Source organism: Candidatus Neomarinimicrobiota bacterium (assembly GCA_041154365.1).
In the GTDB taxonomy this organism is placed as follows: domain Bacteria; phylum Fidelibacterota; class Fidelibacteria; order Fidelibacterales; family Fidelibacteraceae; genus Fidelibacter; species Fidelibacter multiformis.
The window spans coordinates 1182661-1203897 of sequence record AP035449.1; the positions used below are offsets into that span (position 1 = coordinate 1182661).

The window sequence follows — 21237 nt, forward strand, 5'->3', positions numbered from 1 at the left end:
TTATGAAAGTCAATAAAACCTTCTATTGCCTGATTATCATTATCGTGACAACCATTGCCTACTGGAATTCATTTGATGTTCCTTTTCAATTTGATGATAGTCATGCTATACAAAATAACCCTGGAATCCGGGATCTGTCGGATTTAAACCGGGTTTTCAACTCGTTTCCCCAGCGGCCTGTGGCCCAGTTGACTTTTGCCCTGAACTACCATTTTCACGAACTGGATGTGTGGGGCTATCACCTGGTGAATCTGATCATCCATATTATCAATGCGCTTTTAGTCTTTTGGCTGGTACTCCAGATATTGAACCGCTTGAAGGAGCAAAAACGGATTTCGTTGCAAGATCCGGAGATTCTCTTCGTGGCGTTTTCCACGGGACTCCTTTTTGCCGTTCACCCCGTCCAGACCCAGGCCGTGACCTATATCGTCCAGCGCATGGCCTCCCTGGCAACTTTGTTTTATCTGTTGGCTGTGAATTGTTTTCTGAAAGGGAGGAGTCTCTTATCAAAGAAAAAATTTGCCTGGATTTGGTTTGTCCTATCCGGCCTGTCCGGACTTTTGGGACTCTTTACCAAACAAATTGTCTTTACCTTTCCCATCATGATTCTCATGCTGGAGTGGATCCTGTATGAAGATATCGGATCGTTTTTAAAGAAGCATCAGAAGAAAGCCATCATCATCGGTGTGATTTTTCTGTCATTTTTGCTTATTCTCCCGCTGGTTTATAAACTGGATTTTTCCAGGATTTTTAAAACAATACCTCCGCAACAAGGACACACCTACACATTGACTCCCTATAATTACTTTTTAACCCAGTTGCGGGTCCACATGACCTATTTACGGCTCATCTTTTTACCCGTCAACCAGCATCTGGACTATGATTATCCCATCAGTGAAAGTCTCTTCGAGTGGAAAGTCATTCTGAGTGGGTTGTTTCTTTTAACACTTTTCATCCTTGCAATTCGCTATCGAAAAAAATATCCGGTTTTCTCCATAGGGGTCCTGTGGTATTTTATCGCATCGGCTGTGGAATCATCCATTATTCCCATTCCCAATGTGATTTTTGAACATCGTTTGTATTTACCTTTTGTAGGAATTTTATTGGCTTCATTTTTAGTAGTTTTTATAAAAGTAAGGAAAAAATTAACAATTATAATATTATTAATAACAACATCATTATTGTATATGACATATGAAAGGAATAGAATATGGGAGTCAAAAAAATTGTTATGGTATGAATCTTTTTTGTTATCACCAAACAAGGCAAGAACTAAAAATAATTATGCCACATATTTATCAATACAAAACGATTATTTAAAATCATATATTATATATAAAAATACTTTAAATATTAATTCAAGTTATGAAGCTCCTTTATTAAATCTATATAAAATTTATTTAACGATAGGTGATTATAATAGTGCAAATAAACTTAATATTAATCAAAAAAAACCAGAACTTATTAATCACATATTAAATTATTATATCGATCGTGATTTTAAAACAAAGGTAAAAGAATATTTACTAGATATAAATATTAATAATGTAAAAAGTAGTAATATAAATGTATTGATAAAAGCATCAGAAATTGTAGACTTACAAAACGTAAGTGATAATCTTATTAATTATGCAGATAGTGTTGGAATAATTAATAACGATCTAAAAAATTATTATACTTATTATCATAACATAACCAATACAAATAAAAATATTAATAATATGATAGAAAAAATAGAAAATAATAAAATTAAATCATTATTACTTTTTAATCTTAGCCGTAAATTTACTGTTGAAAAGGATTATAAAACAGCCCTGAATTATATCATGGATGCCCTGGAACTGGATAACCGGCCGGAGTTTTATCATTTACGGGCAGCAATATTCTTCAATGTAGGAAATTATCTTTACGCCGCCATGGATTACACATCGGCCTTTAAACTCACGGGGGATCCGGAATTTGTAAAATACAGGGCTATGTGCTATGAGCGGATGGGACATGAGGAGAGTGCGAAGAATGAGTGGCGGTATTATGAGATTTTGACGGAGAAAGAGGGGGAGAAGGGGGAGATCCCTGAGAGTACGCTGAGTGTGGGGGAGGAGTGATGCCTCCCGCTGAGATGCAGAGACGCGGAGATTTTTTTATAACCTCCCGCTGAGATGCTGAGGTGCAGAGAGTATTTATATTTAATCCCGCAGAGATTCTGAGAATGCAGAGGGTATTTATATTTAGTCCCGCAGAGATTCTGAGAACGCAGAGGGATTTTTAATTATTCCCGCGGAGGGCGCAGAGATGCAGAGGGTTTTAATTATTCACGCGGAGGGCGCAGAGATGCAGAGGGTTTTAATTATTCACGCGGAGGGCGCTGAGGTCGCAGAGGGATAGGTTAGAATAGATGGCTGAGTGCGCGGAGCCGCGGAGATAATTGAGTTTATCCTTGGATTTGATTTAAAGAATTATTATCCTTAATATGTATCAATAATAATAGAAATTGTATATCGGGGGGATGGTATATGACGGAAAATGAGATCGGGACACTTGCCATTGCTTCTGCGATTGCGGTTCACCGGGAATTGGGCCCCGGTTTGCTGGAATCTGTGTATCAGAAAGCTCTGCTCTATGAGTTGATTCAACAGGGTCTTTCTGTAAAAGCACAGGTCAATATCCCGGTAAAATATAAACGTGAAATTATGGATATTGGATTCCGGGCGGATATTTTAATTGAAAATAAAGTCCTCCTGGAACTTAAATCCGTTGAAAAAATTCAGGATGTCCACAAAAAACAAGTACAAACATACCTTAAACTGACCCGTTTGAAATTAGGATATATTTTTAATTTCAATACACCTTTGTTGAAAAACGGCATTGTCCGATGCGTCAACGGTCTGGATGATTAATTCTTTAAAATAATGAGACAATTATGTTACATTGTGCCATGATCTATAATGAAATATTATGAATAAATTATTAAAAAACAATTCTTCCTCCCCTGTGAAATATGCTACGCTTATGTCACGGGGCAGGCACTTTCACTCTCAGCGAGCTCTGCAGGAGAATAAAAAGAATCTCAGCGACTCTGCGTCCTCAGCAGAATATTTAAAGAATTTCTCCGCGTCTCCGCGTTCTCAGCGGGAGGTAAAAAAAAATCTCTCTACTTCTCCGCGCCCTCTGCGGGAGGCAAAAAAAAACCTCCGCATCACCACTGGAAAAGACATTTATTATCCGAAATCAAATTCATCAATTCATCATTCAATTCATCATTCATCATTCATCATTCATCATTCATTAAACAGAGGCTTCACGCTTATCGAGATCGTCGCTATCGTTATCATCACCGCCATCCTGGCCGTTGTGGTCCTGCCCAATATGTTCTCCGGCTACTCCTCCGTGAAAGTCTCTACAGCCTTAGGACAGGTAGCCGACGATATCCGCTATTGCCGGGAAGAGGCGGAAGCCACCCGGGATACGTGCTGGATTTCCTTTGATGTGGCCAATAACCGCTATACGCTCTACCGGCACTATCCCTCGGGGACCATCCTGACCAATCCCGTGACCCAGGAAAACTTTCAGGTCCAGTTGGGACAGGGATCCCTGGATGGATTAACCCTTTCAGCCGTTTCATTTACCGCCCCGGCTTCCAATCACCTGGCCTTTACACCCTTCGGGACACCGGTAGGAGGGGGGAGCATCACCCTGAACGGCTCAAGGGTGATAACGGTGGAAGCAGAGACGGGAACACTTGATATCCAATAGAAACTTATCGTATATTTATTTATGATAAATCATGTAAAGAAACCATGGGAAAGAATTGGGGGCGCACTGCATTCGTTTCAAATATTTGAGCTAGTTCGGCAATATTATAGAAGTTGGAAGTTGGAAGTTGGAAGTTGGAAGTTAGGAGTTGGCGTCGCCGCGCTCCTGCGCTCTCTCGTCCCTCACACCCCGCCCCTCGCACCTTGCTCCTCGTCTTCTCCGCACCCTCAGCGTAATAATAAAAACGTCCGCATCTCTGCGCCCTCCTCGGGAGGTAAAAAAGATATCTCCGCGCCTCTGCGGCCTCTGCGGGAGGAAATAAAACCGACTGCATCTCAGCACTCTCAGCGGGCTGGCTTCTCCCTCATTGAAGTGGTCTCCTTCGTGGTGATCGTAGCCATCTCCTTTGTGGTCCTGGTCCTGGTTTTCCGGAATGCCGGTGATTTTTCCATGAAGGGCGACCTTCTCACCCAGGCGTCCCAACTGGCGGTCCACCGTATGGAAACCATCCGGAGCGATACCTTTGACGGCATCGATACCTGGGATGAGGTAACCACAACCCACGGATCCATCACCGTGACCTCCTATGTCTACTATGTGGATCCAACCACAGACCTTGTCACAGAAGTAGCGGGTCCTACCACCATGAAACGCATTGTGGTCCAGGCAGCCAGTCCGGAGACGGATACGGTCACAATTACATCATTATACTATCAAAGACCCGGGATTGTGTACTGATGAAAAGTCATCCCAAAGGATTTACGCTCATTGAAATGCTGGCGGCCATGGTGATTGCGGTTGTCGTAGGTTCCCTGACCTATCAGATCATTGGAAATATGGCGGATATCTACGCCCATATCACCGCCCGGAATCAGCTCACAAGCCTGATCCGCCAGGTGGATGACCGTTTGGTATTGGAAATACGGCAGGCGGCGACTATCAATACGGCCTCAGCCCAGGCGTTTGAATTTGTGACCTCCGGCAGCAATACGGTTCGATACGAAATTACATCGGGACAATTACAACGGCAACTGAACGGCGGGACTGCCCGGACACTGGTTCCGTCAGAAAATTTAAATGCCACCGGGTCCGGATTTACCTATTATGATGCTTCCATGACCGTTGAAACGATACCTGACAGCATTAAATCGGTGCTGGTGACCCTGAACCTGGTCTCCGGCAGTGAAACATATACCCTGAATCAGCATATCTTGCTTGAAAACAGGAGGGGGTTATAAAATGAAAATGCATCAAAAAATAAAAGCCTATCCCGGTGTCGCCCTGACGGCGGTGGCGCTGGTGGTGGTGATCCTTTTCGGGATTATGGGGACCTTTTTGCTCTATATCAGCTCCTCGGGCGGACTCAGTGCCGCCGGATTTCTGAACGGACACAAGGCGTATTATATCGCCGATGCAGGGATTGAATATGCCCTGAATGAATTGGCTGTGACAGATACGATTGTGAATGAAACCGTTTCCTTTGGTGACGGGCAGTTTACCATTACCAATACAGCCTTAACTGATACAACCTTTCGTCTCCGCTCTGTGGGAAGTATAGGAAAATACACCCGGAATATTCAAATGGATTATTATTATGTTAATATTGAGCCGGTTCCCTTTGAGGGTGCCAATCTTGCAATGGATCTGACAGATTGGGAAGGCAGCGGAGATATTTCTGGAGAATTTGATGGGACGGAAGTACCAGTTGTAGCCGATACTGCAGGAGAAAGCATCATTGAAGCAGGAAACGATGATCCCTTCACCATATCCGCCTGGATTCGGCTGAATCCATTGTGGGATGATCCTGATAATGTAATGGTTATTGCAAGCCTTTACCAGGATGAAGATAAGACTTATGCCCTCTTTTTGGAAGGTGGAACCGTTTCTGGTGATGTTGTAGCAAAGGTTGCCTTGAGATACAGGGATGTTGTATTTGTTGCTGATAATTCAGACGTCAATGACGGAGAATGGCATTTGGTAACCGGAACGGCCGTACGAAATGGTAATACCATATCTTGCAGGATTTTTGTGGATGATACTGAATATGCAGATTTGACACAAAGGGCACCAGGAAATCCTGTTACCGGAGATGTCGTTTATGTCTCTATCGGATCCTGGAGTCCTGGTGGTGGAGACTATTTCTCTGGAAGTATTAGCTCAGTTGGTGTTTATCAAGAAACCCTTACTGAAGAAGATGTCTCAGAAATATATTATGCTAATCCTGATGTCAGTGGCTCTGCAGGAAGTCTTATTACCCAGATTTTAACTGTGAGTGAGTTTTGAATGTTGAGTCGTTAGTTGGCAGTGGACAGTCGTCAGTCGGCAGTCGTCAGTCGGCAGTCTGTAGGGGATTGATTCGATTGAATAGATTGATTGGATTGCCTGCCCCGTGAAATGAGTGCAGCGTATTTCACAGGGGATTCGATTGGAGGATTGGATGATTGGACCCCTTGTCACGCGTTACGGGTTACGCGTCACTTTTTCAGTCGGCAGTCGGCAGTCGAAAGACAGTAGCGAGGTACGAGTAGCGAGGGACGAGTCCTGTAAAATGGGACCCGGTTTACCGTATATCACGGGGGATTGATTAGATTGGGATGATTGGTTTGATTGGATTGATTGTTCTACTTGTTTCATGTAATGCCTGACGAAATTGGTTGGGAACGTCAATGGACGGAGGGGCTGAAAAAGTTCATAGCTTTCCTCGCTACTGACTTTCGACTTTTGACTTTTGACTTTCGACTTAAACCCCAGGAGCGAAGCGACGCCAACTTCAGACAGGCCGCAGTCTGTCCCTACATCTTCCAGCTTCCAACTTCTGATAAAACTGCGCAGCAGTGTTTGAACGCCGTCAGGCGTTGGAATACCGCATAGCAGCTATTGAACACCGCAAAGCGGTGATTGAATCCCTCACTGCGCTCGATGTTCTAAAAGATATTGATAAAATATCGCTTTTTATGCAAATCATGTCTCTTTCACGAAACCCAATTCATCATTCATCATTCAATTCATCATTCATCATTCAATTCATCATTCATCATTTATCATTTATCATTCATTCATGGCAGACAGGTTTTTAATCTGCACTTAAAGAGAGCTGTTCGGCGATCGTCTCCTGGTCCACCCGGAGCCAGACATCATTTTCCTTAAATTCACTCATGTTGATAAGTTGGCGGGTTTCATCCAGGACACTCAACTGGTCCACCGGATAGTGATATGCCATGTATTCCGATCCCATAGGACGGATTAAAACAATTTGTTCGTCGCCTTCCTTGCTGTCTTTAGTCCCTTCGTAGAGGATCATCTCATCAGGTTCCAGATGGTTGGAGACACGGAACATATATTTGAGGATTTCCAGGGTCACATCATCAAAACCATCGTCGATGATGCGGATTTTTTCCAGGAAATCGGGGAAATTATAGACGGACCGGAGGATATAATCATCGCCCATGGCTTTCACCAGTCCCAACGATTCGGGATCAAATTCCGGCACGTCGCCGTTTTCATCGGGATATCGGAGGAGAATCATCATTTTTTCATCCAGATCGTGGTAAATCATATCGAATTTGACAAAAACCGCTGCCTGACATGCTTCACAGACCATGGTGGTTAAGTCACCATGCATTAACTTCTCTTTCAGTTCCGGATTTTTGGATGCGTTCAGACTGTCCCATACTTCAAACGGCTGCTGGTGTCCGCAGGTTGGGCACGTAATCCTTTCCTCATGTGAGCTGCTCATCAAACCCCCTCATTGTTTTTTGGGAATTTACAATACTGAAGGGGAGAAGTCACGGGGGAATTGGGAATGGAGAATTGGGAATGGAAAATTGAGAATTGATAATTTAGTCGACAGTGGACAGTCGGCAGTCGTCAGTTGGCGCAGATTGATTAGATTGGTTTGATTGATTTGATTGGGGGATTGGCACTTCGCTGCGCTCCGCATTCAATCGCCTTCGGCGTTCCACGATTCAAATATATCATTGCGTTCGATATTCAAGGGAATTGGAAAAAAAGTATCGTTAATTATAAAAAATCGATTCTTTTCTCACGAAACCTAACTCATCATTCATCATTCAACTCATCATTCATCATTCAATTCATCATTCATCATTCAATTCATCATTCATCATTCATCATTCTTCATTCTTCATACCCTCATTCCCATTTCCAATTCTCAATTTTCAATTGTACATTTCAATCTATGTCGGATAAGGAAAAACTCACACCCCTGATGCGCCAGTATAAAGCCGTGAAGGCCAAACACACGGATAAGGTGGTGCTTTTTCGCATGGGGGATTTTTATGAGACCTTTGAGAACGATGCCAAAATCGCCAGCCGGGTTTTGGGAATTACACTCACCAAACGGAGCAACGGAAAAGCAGCAGATACGCCCCTGGCCGGTTTTCCACACCATGCCCTGGACGCCTATCTCCATAAATTACTGAAAGCCGGACTTAAGGTGGCCATCTGCGAACAACTGGAAGATCCGAAACTGGCCAAAGGACTGGTAAAACGGGATATTACGGAGATTGTAACACCGGGTACGGCGGTAAATGATAAGTTTCTCCAGAGTGGTGAAAATAATTTCCTGGGCGCCTTGTGGCTGGGGGATCACAGCGGTGTTTTGGCCTTGTCCGATATTTCCACCGGGGATTTCTTTTTCCTGAAGGATTCCAAAAAGAAAATCCGGGACTATTTTAATGCCCGTCCACCGTCAGAACTCCTTTACAGTGATGAGCAGCAGGAGATAATTAAATCCTTTATTCCCCATTATGGTGGACTCAAAACACCTCTTCCGGACTGGATTTTCGATACGGTATACGGCCGGGAACAGATCAACGGCCATTTTCGCACCCATTCCCTGAAGGGACTCAGCCTGGAGGAGGGAAGTGTTGAAATCCGGGTTATCGGAGCGGTCCTCCATTATATCAAAGAGAATTTTCAGCGTCAACTGGCTCACATTACATCGGTCCGGCGGATCCACCTGAATGAGTATATGGGACTGGATCAGTATACCATCCGGAATCTGGAGGTTTTCAGACGCCTGTCCGGTGAAACGGGAGAGGGGACCCTGATTCATGTCCTGGATCAGACCAGCACATCTATGGGAGCCCGTCTGTTAAGAAACTGGTTGTTACAACCTCTGCAGGATATTAAGGCCATTGAACGGCGCCTGAATTATGTCTCCCTCTTTCTGGATCAGCCCAAGCTTCTGGAGGATATTCAGACCATCCTCCGGGAAATACCCGATATGGAGCGGTTAACTGCCCGATTAAGTTCAGGTAAAATCAATCCCCGGGAGATAGTCCAGTATGGAAAAGGGATGGTACACTGTCTGGCTCTGGGTCAACTGATGCAAAACCATTTGGATTTTTCCCTGAGTAATCCCGGAGATTTACAGGCCGTAGCAGAAAAAATCCGGGATGCCTTTGAAGAAAATCCACCGGTGCAGATTTCCGACGGTTATGTGTTTAAAAACTCCTGGCATGAGGATTTGAAATCTCTCCGGGACATCGCTTATCACGGGAAGGATTTCCTCCTGAATCTTCAGAATACGGAACGGGAGCGCCTGGGGATACCCAGTCTGAAAGTAAGTTATAACCGGGTTTTCGGATACTATATCGAAATTACCAAAGCCCATACCGGAAAGGTCCCCGGGGATTATATCCGAAAGCAGACCCTGGTCAATTCGGAACGGTATATTACCCCGGAATTGAAAGAATACGAGGAGAAAATTCTCACAGCAGAGGAAAAACTCCTGGAATTGGAATCCCGCCTGTTCAAAGAATTCACCGATGAGCTGACTCAATCCATCGAATTAATACAGACCAATGCCCGGATTGTGGCAGAGCTGGATGTGCTGGCTTGTTTTGCCGAACTGGCAACCCGTCACCAATGGGTCCGTCCTGAAGTGACCGAAGAGACATCCCTTGAGATTAAAGGGGGCACACATCCGGTGGTACAATCTTTGCTCCCGCCGGGAGAATCATTTATCCCCAATGATGTATACACGGACACGGAAAGCGATCAAATCCTCATTATTACTGGTCCCAATATGGCCGGTAAATCCACCTATCTCCGGCAAATCGGTTTGATCGTCCTCATGGCCCATATCGGATCCTATGTACCTGCCGTCAGTGCCCGTATCGGCCGGGTGGATAAAATCTTTACCCGGGTGGGTGCCAGTGATAACCTGGCTTTTGGCGAAAGCACCTTCCTCACGGAAATGATCGAAACGGCCAATATCCTCAATACGGCGACAAAACGGAGTCTTATCCTTCTGGATGAAATCGGCCGGGGGACCAGCACGTATGACGGCCTGTCCATCGCCTGGGCGGTGGTGGAATATCTCCATAATTCTTCAGATGTGGCGGCCCGTACCCTTTTTGCAACGCATTATCATGAATTAACAGAGTTGGAACAAATTCTGGAGCGGCTGAAAAATTACAATGTGGCGGTCCGGGAATACGGGGATCAGGTGGTCTTCCTCCGGAAAATTATCCCTGGTGGTGCCGATAAATCCTACGGGATTCATGTAGCCCAGATGGCAGGAATTCCCCTTGAGGTGGTGAACCGGGCGAAAGATATACTCCATGGGCTATCAGGAAGTGACCATATACTCCCGGATGGTCAGAAAATGGTGAAACCCTCCATCAAAGGCACAGAACAGGCTGTTCAACTCAGTATTTTCGAAGCAGAGGAACATGAGGTCCTTAAAGAAGTTAAAACCATCAAAATTGAAGAAATGACACCCCTGGAAGCACTGCAAAAACTCAATGAACTCAAGAAAAAACTCTAAAATCTTATTCGTCCTGGCCGGCTTGCTTTTTATTGTAAGTTCTGTCTCTGGAAAATCCCCTTTCCGCTCTTATGGAAATGACCATCTGGAACTCACCGGTGGACCGGGAGGCAGTGTGTTTGGACAGCTGTGGGGACTCTATCATCAGGGAAGTGACAATGTCCGGTACAATCCCCTGGCATTGGAGCCGGATAACGGGCATCATCTGTTTCTTTTTCATGCTTTGCTGTATCATCAGCTGGTTACGGCATCCAGCGGAGCTTATACATTCACCCTTTTTCAGGATAAACCGGCTGCATTCATGATATCCCGTGTGGGTGTGGATCATATTCCCGATACACGCAATGCCCTGTTGGATTGGGGACATGACGGGATGCCGGGTACGGGCGATGACGGTGAGGGAAACGGTCTGCTGGATCCAGGCGAACGGCTGGATTATGATCAGGTTTCCTATCACTCATCAGGCATTACCACCCTTGCCCTGGGGACTTCTTTACGGAAAATCGGTGGATTTGAAACGGGAGTGACAATCCAAACCATCATGATGAATCTTATCGCGGAGGATGGTTTTGGCCTGTCCTTTGATCTTCATGCCTATAAAAAGGGGGATAAGCTTCACAGCTTGTATGCCCTCAGACAGCTTCCCACAGGTGTAACAGCCTTTTCTGACGGCTCGGTACAACTTTACGCCCCGTATCTGGAAAGTGCCTGGAGCCTGCCCCTGGAATTTGGCCCCTTTGGAATGAAACCCGGGCTTACACTTCGTTTTACACCAGGATACAATCGGGATGAAGGGGTGAACCTTGGGGGCCTGGGCAATCTGACTTTCCGTCCCGGACTGCTTATGGATTACCGAAACCTTCTCTCCCTGGGCACAGCCTACGATTCCCGAAATGTATTTTCCCTCTTTACAGCCATTTCACTGAAACCCCTGACCCTTGAATATGCATTTCGCATGCACAGTCATGAACTCCTGGGGAACAGTCACCTGGTGGCGATATCCTTTGATCCGAAGTTTTTGCTTGAGGAGAGTTGAGAGTTAAGAGTGATGAGTAGTAGCGGCAGGACGTGTCCTGCCGCTGAGTCTGAGTTGGGAGTTTTGAGTTTGGTTTTGTGGACCTGAGTAGTTTTTTATGTATTGGCGATACTTGATGATTGGGAAAACGTTTGTATCGTAAAAAAGGCATTTTATCGTTATCTGCTAATATATGATGTTTAATATTATTTTGTTTGTGTGCATGAATTGTATTACTTTTTTTCATGGCTAAAAGTATCATTGCAGAAAAAACCCTGGATTTCTCGGTGAATGTTGTCAGGGCATCCCAATTTTTAAATCAGGAAAAACATGAATACGATATATCCCGTCAGCTTAAAAGAGCCGGAACATCTATTGGAGCCAATGTATCAGAGGCTCTGAATGCTTCATCCCGGAAAGACTTTATTCATAAAATGACTCTTGCTTTGAAAGAAGCCAATGAAGCCTTCTATTGGATTCAAATATTAAAACGGACAGATTACAATCATGAAATCATATCAAACCTGGAATATCCCTGTCATGAAATTATAAAAATCTTAAGATCCATCATTCTCACATCAAAAAACCGCCTCAATCATTCCACCCTAAAAGATAGTCAATAACGAAAAACGTATCTAACGCACTCAATCAAACTCTCCACTCATAACTTGTACTCAGCGGCAGGACGTGTCCTGCCGCTACCACTCATCACTCTCCACTCTCCACTCTACAAAGTCAATCATAATTCCAATAGACGGCAAAACCGTCCCCGTTGTGTTTTCAATTGTTTTCAACTGATACCGGTCTATGCCATCTTCTCCTGTGACGATGATGCGGTTGCCATTATCATCAGTTTCGGGGAGGACGATATCTGACAGTTGAGCCTGGTAATTATAAACATTTTGGATATCCAGATAGAGCATAAGGGTCCAGTTGCGCAGGTAAATCCGTTTATCCACCCGCAAATCCAGTTGATGGAAGGGTTTTAATCGTGCCTGGTTAAAGCGTGAGTAATCCAGAAAAGGCTGTTCCCGGGTCTGCCAGGCAGTGACGATGGCCGATTTTTCCAGATCATAGGGAGTTGTCGGGAGTCCGCCCACATATCGCCATTTCCCGCCGATCTGCCAGCCATTACCAAATGAACGGATGACTGTCATATTCAACAAATGTTTGCTGTCCCAGGCGGAAGGTGTGTATTCATCAAACTGATTCACAAATTCACTCCGGACCAGTGTATAGGAGATATTGATATTCAGTGAATTATCCGGTTTGTATCGAAAGAGGAATTCTGCCCCGTAAGCGCGGCCTTCGCCATCCGAGCGGACGGCCTCATCGCCGATCACCCCAAAATCCGCCCCTTTATTGGCCAGACTGATGGAATCCCGGATGGAAACAGGATAATTGTTGTATGTTTTATAGAAAGACTCAACAGTAAACTGGGATTGTGGGTTCAGGCGGTATTCAATACCCCCGATCAGATGGTCGGACGTGATGTAACTCATTCCCGTTTCCTGATTTACCAAAGTACCTGTATTGTCCTTATATCCAAAAGACGTATAGGGTGGGCGCTGATAATATCGACCTGTGTTGAAATTCAGATTCAGGCGGTCGGACAGGGAATAGGAGAGGGAAAGGCGCGGTGAAAACTGTTCCAAAGGATTGGACATGGCCGATGAATAGTTATTTCCATCCATGCGCAGACCTATGGATGCCGTCAGTCTTTCATTGAAAAAATTCCGGCTGTACTGGCCGAATACACCATATATCCACAGATACACCTCTGTATTGTAGCTCAGTTCAAAAAGCTGGTTATTGAGAAAATCTTTCCGGTACGTCTCGTTATCATACCGGGCAAGTTCCAGATTTCCTCCCCAGGTAAAGCGCTGCCCATTCCGTCGGGTAATCCGTTCATAGCGAAATTTGTTTTCACTTTCATCCGAGCTGTAATCCAGGATTTTATTGGATGGAAGGGATTCATCGTTGTTCAGGTATTTGTAGGAAGTATTCCGGAGCATATTCCGGCTGAATACCCAATTGCTGAAGGAATTGTTTTTATGGAAATGGGTATAAACGGCTCCCAGGGTATAATTCCATTGCTCATTTACCGGAATATTGTTCAAAATGTACTGTTGTTCTTCATCGGGATTTTCAATGTCCAGATTCAGTTCAAACTGGTCGATTGCCCCAAGGCCGATGATTGTCAAAGAGTTTTTGGCATCAAAGTTTATTTTGGTTTTGAACTGGAAATCGTTATAGGTAGGGAGGAAGGGGAGTCCGATGATACCAAAGAGAAATTCAAGGTAAGAGCGTCGGGCGGAAAAGATGAAGGATGTCTTTTCGTTGAGAGGTCCGTCCAGGGTCAGGGCCAGGTCCGAAGCTCCCACGACAGCCCTGCCGGTGAGTTTTTCCCGGTTGCCCTCTTTTTGACTGAAATTGAATACCCCGCTCAGGGCATTACCCCGGTTGGTGGGAAAAGCACCGGCGTAATAGTCCACAGACTGAATAAAGTCCGGATTGATGATCCCAACCGGTCCGCCCGAAGCTCCCTGTGTGGCAAAATGGTTCAGATTGGGAATTTCCACACCGTCCAGATAAAAACGGCTCTCATTGGGTCCCCCGCCCCGGACGATTACATCATTCCGGAAGGCTGCCGTGGATGCAACACCCGGGAATGACTGTATGATTTTGGACAGATCACGGTTTGCCCCGGGATTGTTCTCGATATCACCAACGCCAATGGTCCGTAGTGATAGGGGAGCTTCTTCCGTCTTGGGAAACACACTGGGACGGACCTGAATCTGTTCAAATTCCAGAGCCTGAATTTCCATGGGGAGTTCAATATATGCCGGACGGGCGAAATTCACCTGGAATTCTTCCGAATAGGTGGTTTTAAAGCCGATAAAAGAAGCCATAAGTCGATAAAAGCCCGGTTCAAGACCATAAATGACAAAATTCCCATCTAAATCTGTGGCCGCACCATAATCTGTATCCAGAACTACCACATTGGCGAAGGCAATCGGTTCGTTGCTCACGGCCTGAAATACCCGTCCACGGATCACGGTTGATTGTCCATACAGGGAAACGGCCAGGATCAGGAGTGGTATAAATTTTTTCATGATCCATCTCCCATCCGGACACTTACCTCACGAATGATATCCAAAGCAGTCGTCAGGGTACTGAGGTCTGTGTATAATTTGCCGTTTTTCCCGCCGTAATGGCTGTGACCGATGGGATTCAGATAGTACAGCTCCGAGGGATCGTGTGAATCAATCATCACCGAATAGACCAGAGCCGGCTGGCTGGAGCTTTTATAATCAAAATCATCCGGATATTTATTGTTATGCCAGTATGGGTTCCAGTCCCAGGTTTGATTGATTTCCAGCATAAACCGGTAGGGAAGTTCAGGTTTAATATCACTTTTCAGCGTCAAATAAAATTCTCCCCGGGGAGTGGCACCTGTAAATCCATCTGCGGCAGGGTTTTCCGGGACAGGCATATCACCCTCACCATTTTTCAGAATGCCGCTTTTATGCAGCCAGTAGGGGAGGGTTGCCCTGCGGATAGAAATTCCGGGTTCATCTTTCCATCGGCCTGCATCCAATTGACCGTGACCAAACCAACCAGTTGCCAGGGATTGGGTAACATAAAGAGTCTGAATGAAATCCCCTTCCGCAGTTTCAAGCCAGATGGCAAAGGTAGGGTGATTGTGGGCTTTACCGGGGACGAAATGAAGGGTGTACGTTTGACCCTCACCTGCAGGATTAATCTGGAAAATCTCGACATTTTTTTTGGCATCTTTATTTTCACTCAATCCGCTGCATGCGGTTAGAATGAAACTTATGAGGAGAAGTAACAACCTTTTTTTCATGCGAACTCCGAATTTTGGACATATGATAAATATTTATGAGAAATGTTACTTTATGTTGAGTGTTTACTGAGTTCACTGTTCATGGGTTCATGAAGCTGTATCATCATAACCTTATTTTCTTGTCCAATTTCCCCTCGTCTCCTCGTATCTTCATACTCCTTTCTTCCAAGAAGTGCATCAGTAACAGTAAATAGTAAAAATATGCAAAAGTAGATGATGATAATATATGAAAAATTCTATTATTAAGCCCCCCCGGGGATAAAATATCGCCAAAGTTTATGAAATGCAAGAATATATTATAAATAATATAAATGAGTGTGTTCGTGTAGCTGTTGGTCATATGAAGAACATTTATCTCAGAAATTTTGAGAATTTAAATTACCATTTGATGATAACCAGGTAAGTTTTTTTCAGGAAATTCCCGGAATATCTGTAGATTATAAATAGAGCAGAAAAAACAGGAGGGGTGACATGAAAGGGAATAAAGTCCTATTGAGTGTTTTATTATTTACGTCGTTGGCTTGGGGACAGGAGGGGAAGATGCTTTCGAAAGCCATTGGTTTTGCCGGGGGATTGATCAGCGGATCCGGTTTTTCCTATCGGAAAATTGATGAGAAAGGGGGATATCAGATCAACGGAGGACTCGTTGGCTGGAACCGGAATGAGACACTGCCGGCTGAAAGTGCTTTGTGGTATTCGGATTATGTAGTGACGGAATATGCTTGGAATATGTATATCAATGGAAATGTCGGCGTGAATCTTTATAAAACTCTTCGCAAAGCAGAGAAATCCACACTCTATCTGCTTTGTGGATCAGCCATTTATATTGATGCAGAGGAAGAAACAAGCCGCAAACATCAATATGGACAGTATATTTCCCCGGAAAAAAACACATGGGATACGAACTTACAGGTGAACGCCGGGGCCGGATTCGGATTTGAATACCACATTACCGAAAACATCCATCTGGCTCTTGAATGGCCACTCACTCTCTCGATTGGCGGAGAAACGGATTTTCAAATTATCATGTACATTCCTCAGGGGGGGATACACTATTATTTTGAATGATGAATGATGAATGATGAATGATGAATTGAATGAAGAATGATGAATTGGGTTTCGTGAAAGAGACATGATTTGCATAAACAGCGATATTTAATCTATATCATTTTTAAGCACCTTACAATGATCGGTGTTCAATAGCCGCTATGCGGTATTCCAACGCCTGACGGTGTTCAAACGCTGCTGCGCAGCTTTATCAGAAGTTGGAAGTTGGAAGATGTAGGGACAGGCTGCGGCCTGTCTGAAGTTAGCGTCACTTCGCTCCTGATGGGTGGTTCAGGGGCTCAGGTTCCGACTGTCGACTGAATATCCCGGTCACACCTGCAATACTTCTTTTCCAAACATCCAAATCTTTGTGTGATTTCAAAACAAATCTCTATTTTAAACACTCTACTAACATATTCTAATATTCTTCGCTCTAAAGAATAATTATCCCACAAAAACCCCTTTTCACTCGTCACGCGTCACGCGTCACTGCCCTGATCCCATTTCACGGAGCTCGCACCTCGTACCTCGCACCTCGTACCTCGCACCTCGCTACTTTCTGCCGACTGCCGACTAAACAACGTCCAAAAGTAATTGTATGAACAGATGAAGGTATGTATATTATACGAAGTTTGAAAATTGACAATGTAACGATGAGAGAAAAACTGAAAACCCATGACAGACACAATAAAGATTACCCTTCCTGACGGTAGTGTTCAGGAGTTTCCCATAGGATCGACCCCTTACGATGTGGCTTTATCAATCAGTGAAGGACTCGCAAGGAACTGTCTTGCCGCAAAAGTAAACGGTAAGCTGATTGATTTGAAACGTCCCTTGCTAAATGATTCGGAAATTCTGCTGATTACCTATAAATCCCCTGAAGCCCATGAAATACTTCTCCACAGTACAGCCCACATTATGGCTCAGGCGGTTCAGCGGCTTTTTAAGGATGTGAAAGTGACCATCGGTCCGGCCATCGAAAACCGGTTTTATTACGATTTTGATGCCCCGGACCCTTTTACCGAAGAGGATCTGGATAAGATTGAAAAGGAAATGGAAAAAATCATTTCCGAAGATCTTCCGGTCACCCGCCGGGAAGTGACCCGTGATGAAGCGATCCGTTTCTTTGAAAACCTGGGTGAGACCTACAAAGTGGAGATTATTCGTGAAATCCCGGAAGATGAGATTTTATCCATCTATACACAGGGAGAATTTTCTGATCTTTGCCGCGGTCCCCATATTCCCTCAACCGGCAAAGTCCCGGCCTTTAAACTCTTAAGTGTGGCCGGCGCCTATTGGCGCGGTGATGAACGGAATAAAATGCTGTCCCGGATTTATGGAACGGCTTTTCCTGACAAAAAGGGACTCAAGAATTATCTGAATTTCCTGGAGGAAGCCAAAAAGCGGGATCACCGGAAACTGGGACGGGAACTGGATCTTTTTGATTTTTCCGACCGGGTAGGCCAGGGACTCACTTTATGGTTCCCAAAAGGGGCAACGCTCCGAAAAATTATTGAAGATTTCTGGCATGTGGAACACCGGAAAGCCGGTTATGAACTGGTCCAGACTCCCCATATTGGTAAGGCGGAACTTTGGGAAACGTCCGGACATCTGGGTTTCTATAAAGATTCCATGTATAGTCCCATGGAGGTTGAAGGCCAGGATTACTACATCAAACCCATGAACTGTCCCTTTCATATTATGATTTTCAAACGCCGGCAACATTCATACCGGGATTTGCCTGTCCGCTATGCTGAACTGGGAACGGTGTATCGTTATGAAATGTCCGGGGTTTTACATGGACTCATGCGGGTCCGGGGATTTACTCAGGATGATGCCCATATCATCTGTACACCGGATCAGTTAAATGAAGAAGTGGAAAAACTCATCCAGTTCTCTTTTGATTATTTGAAAACCTTTGGATTTACCGAATTTGAAGTCTACCTATCTACACGCCCTGAAGGAAAATCTGTCGGTGATCCGGCGGATTGGGAACAAGCCCAGGCATCCCTGAGGGCATCTCTGGAAAAGAAAGGGGTTGATTTTGAAGTAGATGAGGGAGGCGGTGCCTTTTATGGACCTAAAATTGATATAAAAATCAAAGATGCCATCGGCCGCTTATGGCAATGCACCACCATCCAGTTTGATTTCAACGAGCCGGAACGCTTTGATATGGAATACACCGGCACGGACGGGAACAAACACCGGCCTTTTATGATCCACCGGGCTATCATGGGTTCTCTGGAACGCTTTATCGGGATTCTTATTGAAGATACAGCCGGACATTTCCCCATGTGGCTGGCTCCGGTCCAGGTGAAACTTTTGCCGATTGCCGATCGTCACCTGGAATATGTCCGTGAAATCGCCGATTCTCTCTTTCAAAAGGGAATCCGGGTGGAAATAGATGACCGTCAGGAGAAAATAGGTGCAAAAATACGCGATGCGGAATTGAATAAAATCCCATTTATGTGTATAATTGGAGATAAAGAAGTGGAAGATCGCCTGGTCAGTGTCCGGCAACACCGGAAAGGGGACCAGGGTTCACTTCGTTTCGATGAGTTTATTAATTGGATGCAGGAAGCATCAAGACCTGAATATACGGAATAGGTTCAGGTCTGTCAGTTAACCCGAAACAAAGGAGAGACTATTTCGAAAAAAGATGACAGCCAACGAATCAATCAGGAGATTCGTGCTCCAAGAGTTCGACTGATTGAAGAAAATGGCAATCAAATTGGTATCGTAAGCATACAAGAGGCGCTCAGAGAAGCTGAAAAAAGAGAGTTGGATCTGGTGGAAATCTCCCCGGATGCAAATCCCCCTGTATGCAAGATACTTGACTTTGGAAAGTATAAGTATCAACAGCACAAGCACGAGAAGGAAAACCGGAAGAAACAGCACGTCGTGCAGATGAAAGAGATCCGGTTCAGACCCGGAACCGATGTCCATGACATTGAGACCAAAGCCAAAAAGATCCGCAAGTTTATTGAAGACGGATCCAAGGTGAAAATAACGGTCATGTTCCGGGGGCGGGAAATGGCTCACAAAGAGTATGGACACAGAGTCCTCGAGGTGGTGAGCGAACAATTGTCGGATATTGCCCGCATGGAAAGTGAACCGTCTCAGGAAGGTCGTTTCTTAACCACCTATCTCGTCGCCAAATGAAAGGAGTCGCATTCAATGCCCAAAATGAAGACAAATCGCGGTGCCGCCAAACGCTTTAAAGTGACGGGCACCGGGAAAATCAAACGCGTGAAAGCTTACGGCAGTCACCTGCTCACATCCAAGACCACGAAGCGTAAACGCTCATTAAGAAAACCCACCGTGGTTTCAAATGCTGAAAGACGGCGGGTAAAACGGATGCTGGGAATTTAAAGGAGGTGAAATATGCCAAGAGCAAATAGTTCTGTACCAAGACATCGTCGCCATAAAAAAATACTGAAAATGGCAAAAGGCTACTGGGGTGCCAGAAGCAGACTTTATAGAACCGCAAAAGAAGCTGTCGAACGGGGTTGGCTGTATGCCTATCGCGATCGCAGGCGTAAGAAACGGGATTTTCGCCGTTTGTGGATTACCCGTATCAATGCCGCCGTCCGCCAGTACGATATGTCCTACTCTGTGTTTATTCACAAACTGCAGGAAAACAACATCAAACTCAACCGGAAACAACTGAGCGAAATGGCAATACGTGAACCTCAGAGTTTCAAGAAGCTGGTGGAATCACTCAAGTAGAAAAACACGTTTATGACACTTCTGGAAAAAATCAATCACGTTCGGGATCAGTTTAATACTGATCTCGAACGTATTAGTGACTTAAAAAGCTGGGAAGAACTGAAAAATACCTATCTGGGCCGGAAAGGGCTTGTCAGCAAACTCTTTTCCCGGATTGGAGACGTTCCCCCCCAGGAACGTAAAACCATTGGGCAGGCGCTGAACAGCCTGAAAAATGAGCTTCAGAACCAGGTGGATTCCTTGCTTCAGACACTGCAGGAAAAAGTGGATGAATCCCACAATGTGGATTATACCCTTCCCGGTTTTCCCATCTTTAAAGGATCCCGTCATCCCCTGACCCAGGCGATTGACGAAATGTTGTCAATTTTTGCCCGGCTGGGTTTTGATATCGCCTATGGGCCTGAAGTGGAAACAGACTGGTACAATTTTTCATCCCTGAATCTGCCCCTCAATCACCCGGCACGGGATATGCAGGATACGTTTTATGTGGATGAAGGGATTATGCTCAGGACCCATACATCTCCGGTGCAAACCCGGTATATGACACAACATAAACCACCGGTCCGGATTGTAGCTCCGGGAAGAGTCTACCGGAATGAAGCCATCAGTGCCCGGAGTTATTGCATGTTCCACCAGATCGAAGGCCTTTATGTGGATAAAAATGTGACCTTTGCCGATCTGAGGGGAACTTTGGAACTCTTTTGCAAAATGTATTTTGGTTCTGATGCCCGGATCAAGTTCCGTACCAGTTACTTTCCATTTACTGAGCCATCTGCGGAAGTGGATGTATCCTGCTTTCTCTGTAATGGAAAAGGTTGCCGTGTCTGTAAAAATACCGGCTGGCTGGAAATCCTGGGTTGCGGAATGGTGGATCCCAATGTGTTTAAGGCAGTAGGATATGATCCGGAAGAAGTAAGCGGATATGCTTTTGGCCTGGGCGTAGATCGTTCAGTTATGCAAAAGCTGGATATCCCTGACATTCGCATGCTGTTTGATAATGACGTCGAATTTTTAAAACAATTCTGATTC

At 44.9% G+C, this 21237-nt stretch carries 19 protein-coding genes; 16 read left to right on the forward strand and 3 right to left on the reverse strand.

The features are described from left to right. Nucleotides 1-2: 2 nt before the first annotated feature. From strainIA91_RS05165 to strainIA91_RS05195, 7 genes are all read left to right on the forward strand, one after another. On the forward strand, nt 3-2105 hold the full coding sequence (locus strainIA91_RS05165; protein ID WP_400168062.1) for a hypothetical protein: 2103 nt from the start codon (nt 3-5) through the stop codon (nt 2103-2105). Between the two features lie 408 nt (nt 2106-2513). Then, nucleotides 2514-2897, forward strand: coding sequence for a GxxExxY protein (locus tag strainIA91_RS05170; RefSeq protein WP_400168063.1), 384 nt, complete (start codon nt 2514-2516; stop codon nt 2895-2897). Between the two features lie 469 nt (nt 2898-3366). Continuing rightward, complete coding sequence (locus tag strainIA91_RS05175; protein ID WP_400168064.1) at nt 3367-3753, forward strand: hypothetical protein; 387 nt, start codon at nt 3367-3369, stop codon at nt 3751-3753. Nucleotides 3754-4137: 384 nt separating this feature from the next. Further along, entirely contained in the window at nt 4138-4491 is a 354-nt protein-coding gene (locus tag strainIA91_RS05180; RefSeq protein WP_400168065.1) for a hypothetical protein, read from the forward strand. Continuing rightward, the gene (locus strainIA91_RS05185) at nt 4491-4991 is read left to right on the forward strand and encodes a type II secretion system protein J (RefSeq protein ID WP_400168066.1); all 501 of its coding nucleotides are present in this window, start codon (nt 4491-4493) and stop codon (nt 4989-4991) included. The genes strainIA91_RS05180 and strainIA91_RS05185 overlap by 1 nt, the downstream gene beginning before the upstream one ends. Nucleotide 4992: 1 nt before the next feature. Further along, nucleotides 4993-6036, forward strand: a complete 1044-nt coding sequence (locus strainIA91_RS05190; RefSeq protein ID WP_400168067.1) for a LamG-like jellyroll fold domain-containing protein — start codon at nt 4993-4995, stop codon at nt 6034-6036. A 551-nt stretch (nt 6037-6587) separates the two neighbouring features. Next, nucleotides 6588-6830, forward strand: coding sequence for a hypothetical protein (locus strainIA91_RS05195; RefSeq protein WP_400168068.1), 243 nt, complete (start codon nt 6588-6590; stop codon nt 6828-6830). Here strainIA91_RS05195 and strainIA91_RS05200 read toward each other — a convergent pair. Beyond that, nucleotides 6827-7489 carry a CpXC domain-containing protein gene (locus strainIA91_RS05200; protein ID WP_400168069.1) on the reverse strand — a complete coding sequence of 221 codons (663 nt, stop codon included), beginning with the start codon at nt 7487-7489 and terminating at the stop codon, nt 6827-6829. The genes strainIA91_RS05195 and strainIA91_RS05200 overlap by 4 nt on opposite strands. A gap of 462 nt (nt 7490-7951) precedes the next feature. On the opposite strand from strainIA91_RS05200, the gene mutS reads away from it, so the two are divergent. The 3 genes from mutS to strainIA91_RS05215 all read left to right on the forward strand — a co-directional run bounded on the left by mutS (nt 7952) and on the right by strainIA91_RS05215 (nt 12187). Next, nucleotides 7952-10549, forward strand: coding sequence for a DNA mismatch repair protein MutS (gene mutS, locus strainIA91_RS05205; RefSeq protein ID WP_400168070.1), 2598 nt, complete (start codon nt 7952-7954; stop codon nt 10547-10549). Next, nucleotides 10527-11585 (forward strand): hypothetical protein, encoded by a 1059-nt coding sequence (locus strainIA91_RS05210; RefSeq protein ID WP_400168071.1) that lies wholly within the window; start codon nt 10527-10529, stop codon nt 11583-11585. Before mutS ends, strainIA91_RS05210 begins: the two co-directional genes overlap by 23 nt. 224 nt (nt 11586-11809) lie before the next feature. Beyond that, entirely contained in the window at nt 11810-12187 is a 378-nt protein-coding gene (locus tag strainIA91_RS05215; RefSeq protein WP_400168072.1) for a four helix bundle protein, read from the forward strand. A 75-nt stretch (nt 12188-12262) separates the two neighbouring features. Here strainIA91_RS05215 and strainIA91_RS05220 read toward each other — a convergent pair whose 3' ends face one another. Together strainIA91_RS05220 and strainIA91_RS05225 are read right to left on the reverse strand one after the other, a co-directional pair. Further along, nucleotides 12263-14680 carry a TonB-dependent receptor domain-containing protein gene (locus strainIA91_RS05220; protein WP_400168073.1) on the reverse strand — a complete coding sequence of 806 codons (2418 nt, stop codon included), beginning with the start codon at nt 14678-14680 and terminating at the stop codon, nt 12263-12265. Beyond that, the gene (locus strainIA91_RS05225) at nt 14677-15432 is read right to left on the reverse strand and encodes a hypothetical protein (protein WP_400168074.1); all 756 of its coding nucleotides are present in this window, start codon (nt 15430-15432) and stop codon (nt 14677-14679) included. Before strainIA91_RS05225 ends, strainIA91_RS05220 begins: the two co-directional genes overlap by 4 nt. A gap of 471 nt (nt 15433-15903) precedes the next feature. Here strainIA91_RS05225 and strainIA91_RS05230 point away from each other — a divergent pair, with 471 nt between their 5' ends. The 6 genes from strainIA91_RS05230 (at nt 15904) to pheS (ending at nt 21234) form a co-directional block, all read left to right on the forward strand. Continuing rightward, nucleotides 15904-16500 (forward strand): hypothetical protein, encoded by a 597-nt coding sequence (locus strainIA91_RS05230; protein ID WP_400168075.1) that lies wholly within the window; start codon nt 15904-15906, stop codon nt 16498-16500. A 654-nt stretch (nt 16501-17154) separates the two neighbouring features. Next, on the forward strand, nt 17155-19086 hold the full coding sequence (thrS, locus tag strainIA91_RS05235) for a threonine--tRNA ligase (RefSeq protein WP_400168076.1): 1932 nt from the start codon (nt 17155-17157) through the stop codon (nt 19084-19086). Nucleotides 19087-19125: 39 nt separating this feature from the next. Beyond that, a complete protein-coding gene (gene infC / locus strainIA91_RS05240) occupies nt 19126-19641 on the forward strand; it encodes a translation initiation factor IF-3 (RefSeq protein WP_400168240.1) in 516 nt (171 codons plus the stop codon). A gap of 15 nt (nt 19642-19656) precedes the next feature. After that, on the forward strand, nt 19657-19851 hold the full coding sequence (gene rpmI / locus strainIA91_RS05245) for a 50S ribosomal protein L35 (protein ID WP_400168077.1): 195 nt from the start codon (nt 19657-19659) through the stop codon (nt 19849-19851). Nucleotides 19852-19863: 12 nt separating this feature from the next. Continuing rightward, nucleotides 19864-20208, forward strand: a complete 345-nt coding sequence (gene rplT, locus strainIA91_RS05250) for a 50S ribosomal protein L20 (protein ID WP_400168078.1) — start codon at nt 19864-19866, stop codon at nt 20206-20208. 12 nt (nt 20209-20220) lie between these two features. After that, nucleotides 20221-21234, forward strand: a complete 1014-nt coding sequence (gene pheS, locus strainIA91_RS05255; RefSeq protein WP_400168079.1) for a phenylalanine--tRNA ligase subunit alpha — start codon at nt 20221-20223, stop codon at nt 21232-21234. The last annotated feature ends 3 nt before the right edge of the window (nt 21235-21237 follow it).